This window comes from Intestinibacter sp. (assembly GCF_022780145.1).
Taxonomy (GTDB): Bacteria; Bacillota; Clostridia; order Peptostreptococcales; family Peptostreptococcaceae; genus Intestinibacter.
The window spans coordinates 1-7,521 of record NZ_JALEXO010000052.1 but is presented as its reverse complement, the minus strand read 5'-3'; the positions used below and the strand labels follow the sequence as shown (position 1 = coordinate 7,521).

The following is a 7,521-nucleotide window of genomic DNA, read 5'->3' as shown; positions in this document are numbered from 1 at the left end:
ACTGGTTTTGCTCCGTATTGTAAAACTAATCCTTCAAATAATCTAGAGTTAAATTCTATTATATCTCCTATTTTAGGTGCTGTATGTCTGTCTATTAGCTCTGTTCCAGTTGGTATTATACCGACTTTGTATTCTTTAAATACTTTTACTTTATCTATTTTTGCACTTATCATAGATCCTATATCTTGAGGTCTAATAGTGTGATAGCTTGGTATAAGCATTTCTTTTTCTACTATATCTTCTCCTAAGCATCTTATATGTTGCCAAGGTATAGCTGGTTTGTATATTTTAACGCTGTCTTCATTTCTTTCTAATAAATCCTCTACCATTATTACAGCATCAAATTGTCTAGGAATTGGATCTCCTGTATCTACAACTACGTAATCTTCATCTAATTTAAGAGTTAATATATTTTGGTCGTTTGCATAGAAGGTTTTTTCGGCCTTTACTGCTATCCCATCCATTGCTGAACAGTTATAAAATGGAGCAGAAAGTTGAGCAAATACTGCTTCTGCACTCATTCTATTTAATGATTCTTCAACATCTACATATTCAACCTCTTTATTTATTTTATCCTTTAATGCATTTAAATATTTTTCTAAACCTTCTTGTAAAGGTATATTTGATAAGTATTTTCCCATTTTGATATTCTCCCTTACTTTATTTTAATATATTTAATTTTCTAGAATAAATTTACTTTAACTAAGTCTCCTTGATTTATACCTTCTAAATCTCTCTCTATCTTCACATATCCATCGCAGTCTGCAAAATGTTTTATCATACTTGATTTTGCAAATATAGGAGTACAAACCAATTTTCCTTCTTCTTCAGTTATATATACAGATAGATATTCTTCTCTACCTCTAGCTTTGTGGTAGTTGTATTTAAATTCGCATACTACGTATCTTTCTTTTTTTGGTTCAAATAGAGATTCTATAAATGGTATGACTATAGATTCTACTACGAAAGCACAAGAAAGTGGATGACCTGGTAATCCTATAAGTAACTTATCGTTTATACTAGCTACAATAGTAGGTTTTCCTGGTTTTATAGCTATACCTTCTATTAAAACCTTGCTGTTTTCGAATGATTCTATAGCATTTATAGTTTCGTCCTTTTTACCCTTAGAGCTTCCTCCAGAAATAAGTACTATGTCACATTCTTTACTTGCTTTATCCATTAAGTTTATTATTTCTTGTAAATTATCCTTTGCTGGTGGATAAATTATTGGGTTGCAAGAAATTTCCTTCATTTGACCATATAGTATGTAAGTATTTATATCTTTTATTTTTGCGTCCTTAATATCTTCTTCTAATGTAAGAATTTCATCTCCTGTAGATATTATTCCAACTACTAATTCTTTATAAACCTCTACTTCTTTTACTCCAGCTCCAGCTAATACTCCTAAATCTCTGTAGTTTACAAGGTGTCCTTTTTTATAAAGAAGCTGATCCTTTTTTATATCTTCTCCAACTTCAACTATATTTTCATTTATAGCTACTCCTTTTTGAACTAATAAATCTTGATCGTTTAGCTTTTCACAGTTTTCTATCATTACAACGCCTTCTGCATTATTTGGAACCATACCTCCAGTTGGAACGTATACAACCTCTTCATTATCAAGAAGTCCTTCATATACCTGTCCCATATAACTATCTCCCACTATTTTCATAGGAACTGGATTAGTATCGCTAGCTAAAAACACATCTCTTACTAATACTGCATATCCATCTACTAAAGATTTTCTAAAATGAGGTACATCTGTATCTGATTTTATATCATTAGCTAAATATCTATTTAAACTTTCAGTAAGTGGTATTGTTTCTGTTTCTAAATTAAAATTAAAATTTTCCTTCATTATCTGTAATGCATCTTGTACTGTGACTACATCAAATAATTTCATATTAAAACCCCCTTCTAAATTTACATATTTTAAAATCTATATAAATTATACAAATTTTATTTACTATATAATTATTCACCTAAAATACTTTTCTTTAACATTTTTATATCTTCTTGATCTAATATATTTTTTTTAATTAAAAATCTACAAAAGCCTAATTCTTCAAATTCATCGCTTTCATCGTGTATTTTACTTTTTTTACTAGGCTTTAGTTCATAGCTTTTATTATTAAAAACTATATCTTCTGCTAATTTTTGAAAATCTTCTTCTTTATCAGCTATACTAGCAAACATACAGCTATCCATTCCATAATGATTTGAGATAGAATCTAAACTTTGGGCTTCTTCTAATGAAAATCCTTTTTTCATTATTTTCTTTATAGATGTACTTCCACAATTTACAATACACCCAAAACAATTATTTTCCTCATTATAATATGCTTCAATATCTTCATTTCCCAATTTATCAGCTATTTTTTTATTTATATTATAAAGTTTTTCTTCAGATTTTGGTTGCAAAAATTTTTCTTTATTCAAAACAATTGCCTTTAATTTTTTCTCTCCCATTAATTTGCCAAGCCCATCTTTTCCACAAGATTTATTTCCAAGAATTATTCTAGAAAACTCTACTCCATGACACGCTGCAATTCCTATTTGAGCTATTTCAATATCTTCATTATTTAAATCTTTTTTTATTTTATTTTCTGTTCTTTCTTTATCATAAAAATATATCTCTTCAGCATCTTTTATAAAAATATTCTCATTATCTATATAAACATACACAGATTTTTCTGATCTACCTTTAATAAATAGATAGTCATAACCATTACATTTTAAATAATGTGCAAAATAACCACCTGCCTTTGAATTACTATTTTTAGAATAAATATTTAATCTATTCAATCCTAAAACACCATATCCACATAAACTCGGTGCTTCAAAAATTAAATCGTCATTTTCAGCTATTAATTTTTGGTTATCTTCTATATTTTTAATCGATACTTGATTAGTAGTTAAATCAACAACAGCAACTTTTTTCAATATTTATCACCCTTTATATAAAATATTAATCTGTCCAAATTCTATGGACAAGATATAATTCCTTCAGACCAAAGACATGCTCCACATGTAGGCTTTGGATTTCCGAAGCAATCCTCTATATTTTCTTTCCAGTTTTCACATCCTCCACATACTACACATGGAGAAAAACTAAATTCATCGACTCTTTTTCTAAAATCTGTATATTCTTTTGAATTCCAAATATCCTCTAATGACGAATCATTTAAATTTCCAAAAGAATGATGGTATACCTTTCTCTTTTCAGTAAATAAATAAGTTTCACTGCTATGTAATAATGGCATACATGGCGATATATTACCGTCATTTTTAACAAATGTACAACCTTCATCTATAAATTTACACGCATGTGCTTTTCTAGATATTTTATTATTACTAACACTTAAGCTAGAAACTTGAGATGTTAAAAGCTTGATTAATGTTTTCTCTACAGAATTCATATTCCAATCCATAATAGGAATATTTATCTCTGGAAGGATGCTAAACATAGATTCTGAACTAGTATCAACTCCAAGTGATCTAGAATATAAAATATCATTTGTAGAAGCCTCATCTGATGGTAATAAATTGGAAACGTTAACTTTATTTACACCGTTAATAGCACAGAACAAAGGCATTTTTTCTAATTGATCGATATTACTTTTCATCGCTACGAAAGCTAGACCTAATTTTACATTATTTTTTGAATGTTTGGTTTCTGGATTGTATTCCCTAACTCTATTAAAAGATTTGATATTATTTATGACTTTTTTTAACTTACTATTTACTCTTATTTTTTCATAATCCTCTTCTTCTAAAGAATCTATAGAAATCCAAAGCATAGTGAGTCCAGCATCTATTAAAGCCTTAGACATCTCTTCAGTAAGTAAAGTTCCATTAGTAAGCAGTTCCACTTTCTCAACTTTATTCGATGCTATTTTTATCATTTCTATTATATCAGGATGATGAAGAGGTTCTCCCATACCACTAAAAAACACAGTCTCTACAGTATCTGGCATAGTATTAATTGCCTTTTTATAAATATCTAGATTCATATCTGAAAGCTTTTCATCTATCCATGTATTTCTAAAGCACATTTTACAATTTAAATTGCATTTAGAAGTAGGCTCAATATACAATTTTTTTAATTCATTTATCATGCAAATCCTCCTTGTTTAACATAACATTATGTTAACTTATTTATATTTGAATCCTATTTTTCCGCTCTATCAATTAGATAATATATTATTTCTTATTAATTTAATAATGTATTATCTAATCAATAGAGCGATGAAAACCACCGCTCTATAAAACAATTTCAAAATATGTATTATTCTTTAAACTTATTCACCTATAACAAAATATAAAGGTTCACCATATTTATCTTTTCCGTATTCTCTTATTGTGTCTTTCATTTCATCACTTGAATAGAATTCAACTAATTTATCTGTTATAGCTTTTGTTTCATCATCTATATCTTTTATTCTTACTACACTATATACATTTTTTAAAGTTTCGTCTTCGCCTATAACGATTTCTAAATCTAAATTATCTTTATTAGATAAATAAGTAGCTTTATCTGTTATAACGTATCCACCCATTTCACTTGCCATTTTTACAGTTTCAGCTTGACCTTTTCCTGATTCATTGTAATTAGAAAAATCAGGTGTTTCTATTCCAGCTTCTTTCCATATACTTAATTCTTTAACGTGAGTTCCTGATTGATCCCCTCTAGATAAGAACACTAAATTATTATCAGCTATATATTTAAATGCATCTACTACATTTAATTTAGATATTTTTTCATTGTGTTCTCCACCTTTTGGTCCAAGTACAACAAAATAGTTATACATTATTTCAGTTCTATCTACTCCATATCCTTCTTTTATAAATTCTTCTTCTTTAGATTTAGCATGAACGAATAGTATATCAGCATCTCCTGTTTTTCCTAACTCAATAGCTTCACCTGTTCCTCTTGCTACAACATTAACTTTTACTCCATTTTCTTCTTCAAAAGTTTTTAAAGTATCAGCAAGAAATCCAGTTTCATCTAAGCTGTATGTTGAAGCCATTGTTATTTCTTTTACTCCAGAATCTTTACCTTCAGAACTTGCACTGCTACTGCTACTAGAACTAGTTGATGAACATCCCACTGCTGTTAAACCTAAAACTAGTGTTAAAGCTAACCCCATAATTTTTTTTACATTCTTCATATAATTACTCCTCTTATAAACTAATTAAACATTTTTCAAACAATAAAATTTTTTAATACACAATTATTTACTTTCATCAAATGTATAGAATAAAGGTTCTCCATATTCTTTTTCGCCGTATTCAGCTATTTCTTTTTGAACTTCATCTGATTGATAATATTCTAAAAGTTTATTTGTCATTTCTTCCATTTCTGGATCTAAGTTAGCTATTCTAACTATAGAATAAACATTTTTTAAGCTTTCATCAGCTTGTTTAACTATTTCTAAGTCTAATTTATCTTTGCTTGCTAAAAATGTACCTATATCAGTTAAACAATAAGCTCCCATTTCGCTAGCCATTTGTAATGTAGCTCCCATACCTTTTCCTGCTTCATTGTAATTAGAGAAATCAGGTGTTTCTATTCCAGCTTCTTTCCATATGCTTAATTCTTTAGTATGAGTTCCTGATTCATCGCCTCTAGAAACGAAAGTTAAATCATTATCAGCTATATCTTTGAATACATCTGGAGCACTCATATCTTTCATTTCTGCATTATGTTCTCCACCTTTTGGTCCTACTATTACGAAATAATTGTACATTATTTCATTTCTGTCTACTCCATATCCACCTTTTATGAAGTCTTCTTCTTTAGCTTTAGCATGTACGAATAGTATATCAGCATCTCCTGATTTTCCTAATTCTAAAGCTTCACCTGTTCCTTTAGCTACTACATTAACTTTTACATTATTAGCTTCTTCAAAACCTTTTAATGTTTCTGCTAAAAATCCTGTGTCGTCTAAGCTTGTTGTTGTAACTAAAGTTATTTCTTCAACCGCCTTGTTTTCCTTTTGTTCTTCACTTGCTGAAGCACTTGAACTTTGTGATGTTTGATTAGATGAGCATGCCACCATGCTTATACTTAGCACTGCTGCTAGCATAACTGTTAAAAATTTTTTGACCATTTCTAGTCCCCCTTTATTAATATAAAAAATATATATTTAAAATTTCTATCTTATAGCCTTTTAATATAAAATTATCTCATTTATATAATATTTTAAATAAAGATAGAAATTTTAAAGTCTAATTAAAATAGTTTTAAAGCTTTATTATCATCTACATAGATAAAAATAGCTTATTTTTGAAAAATTCATCCTTTTTATATTTTCCTATTAGTTTTAAATTTTCCATAAAAACTATTTCGTCGCTAACTCTATTTCCCTGTACAAAATCGTGAGTAATTAATATTACTGATCGATTCATACTTTTTAATTCTCTTAATTTTTCTTCTACTAGCTCTATAGTTTTAAAATCCATACTCGCCATAGGTTCATCTAAAAGAATATATTCCTTATTCATAAGTAGAGTCCTAATGAATTGTGCTTTCGCTTGTTCTCCACCTGATAATTTTTTTATATTTGTATCTAATCTATGCTCTAAATTAAATTCTTTTATTAATAATTCTAATTCTGTCTTTCCTAATAAATCGCTATTTTTACTGTATTTATATAAATAATCAAAATTGTCTCTTAATGTTCCTGTTAAAAAATATGATTTTTGAGGATTATAACTCATATATTGATATACAACTTCTTGACTAAATCCTTTACCTTCTATATCTATACTTCCTTCATCAAAATCAACGATATTATATAAAATTTTAAATAAAGTACTTTTTCCACTTCCATTATGACCCAAAACAGAATATATTTTGCCTTTTTCAAAAGTCAATTCATCTACTTCTAATGGATTTTGATATTTTATATTCTTTTTTATATTTTTAAGATATATCATTTATTTCCTCCTCTATCTACCGCTATCTATATATCTCTTTGCAATCTTCTAATAATAAAAGTTGATGCAAATGAAATAGTAAGTAATATTGCTGCTATTATAAGAGAATTTCCGAAATTACCCATTGATGTAGATTGAGAAATATAAGTAGTCATAACTCTAGTTTTTCCTCTTATATTTCCACCGACTAGCATTACTGCACCTACTTCTGAAATTCCTCTTCCAAAAACAGTTATTAATATAGTCGCTAGATAAGGTTTTATTTCTTTAAAAAATATCCATTTTTGTTGTATCTTTTCTACTTGTAATATTTTACATGTAATTAGTATATCCTCACCGCATTTATTTAAAGCATCGACAATTAAACTAATTGACATCGGTATTAAAAGAAGAACTTGTGCTATTATCATCGCTGGACAAGTAAATAACAGTTCAAAACTACCTAATGGTCCTTTTTTGGACAACATAAGAAATACTACAAGACCCATTACTACTGGTGGAGTACTCATTAGTGCATTTACTACTAGCATAAATTGTTTTTTTAATTTAAAATCTTTTAAATAAATAATTATACTTAAA

The 7,521-nt window shown here is 28.1% G+C and carries 7 protein-coding genes and 1 pseudogene; all 8 read right to left on the bottom strand.

The window, feature by feature from the left end:
- Positions 1-641: pseudogene (locus MR593_RS01925) on the bottom strand (molybdopterin biosynthesis protein); the annotation flags it as partial.
- A gap of 41 nt (positions 642-682) precedes the next feature.
- Entirely contained in the window at positions 683-1,903 is a 1,221-nt protein-coding gene (locus tag MR593_RS01920; RefSeq protein ID WP_290686410.1) for a molybdopterin molybdotransferase MoeA, read from the bottom strand.
- Positions 1,904-1,974: 71 nt separating this feature from the next.
- Positions 1,975-2,943: an aldehyde ferredoxin oxidoreductase N-terminal domain-containing protein gene (locus tag MR593_RS01915; protein WP_290686408.1), complete on the bottom strand. Its 969-nt coding sequence runs from the start codon at positions 2,941-2,943 to the stop codon at positions 1,975-1,977.
- A gap of 41 nt (positions 2,944-2,984) precedes the next feature.
- A complete protein-coding gene (locus tag MR593_RS01910) occupies positions 2,985-4,118 on the bottom strand; it encodes a radical SAM protein (protein ID WP_290686407.1) in 1,134 nt (377 codons plus the stop codon).
- 183 nt (positions 4,119-4,301) lie between these two features.
- Positions 4,302-5,171, bottom strand: coding sequence for a substrate-binding domain-containing protein (locus MR593_RS01905; RefSeq protein ID WP_290686405.1), 870 nt, complete (start codon positions 5,169-5,171; stop codon positions 4,302-4,304).
- 63 nt (positions 5,172-5,234) lie between these two features.
- Positions 5,235-6,113 (bottom strand): substrate-binding domain-containing protein, encoded by an 879-nt coding sequence (locus tag MR593_RS01900; protein WP_290686402.1) that lies wholly within the window; start codon positions 6,111-6,113, stop codon positions 5,235-5,237.
- 151 nt (positions 6,114-6,264) lie between these two features.
- Complete coding sequence (locus tag MR593_RS01895; protein WP_290686399.1) at positions 6,265-6,942, bottom strand: ATP-binding cassette domain-containing protein; 678 nt, start codon at positions 6,940-6,942, stop codon at positions 6,265-6,267.
- Between the two features lie 26 nt (positions 6,943-6,968).
- Positions 6,969-7,521, bottom strand: a 553-nt coding sequence (locus MR593_RS01890) for an ABC transporter permease (protein ID WP_290686397.1), incomplete at its 5' end; no start/stop codon positions are given.

Bases quoted from the DNA above. Each gene is read 5' to 3' on its own strand.
- MR593_RS01920 (WP_290686410.1), bottom strand. From the start codon at position 1,903: ATGAAATTATTTGATGTAGTCACAGTACAAGATGCATTACAGATAATG.
- MR593_RS01910 (WP_290686407.1), bottom strand. From the start codon at position 4,118: ATGATAAATGAATTAAAAAAATTGTATATTGAGCCTACTTCTAAATGC.
- MR593_RS01905 (WP_290686405.1), bottom strand. From the start codon at position 5,171: ATGAAGAATGTAAAAAAAATTATGGGGTTAGCTTTAACACTAGTTTTA.
- MR593_RS01900 (WP_290686402.1), bottom strand. From the start codon at position 6,113: ATGGTCAAAAAATTTTTAACAGTTATGCTAGCAGCAGTGCTAAGTATA.
- MR593_RS01895 (WP_290686399.1), bottom strand. From the start codon at position 6,942: ATGATATATCTTAAAAATATAAAAAAGAATATAAAATATCAAAATCCA.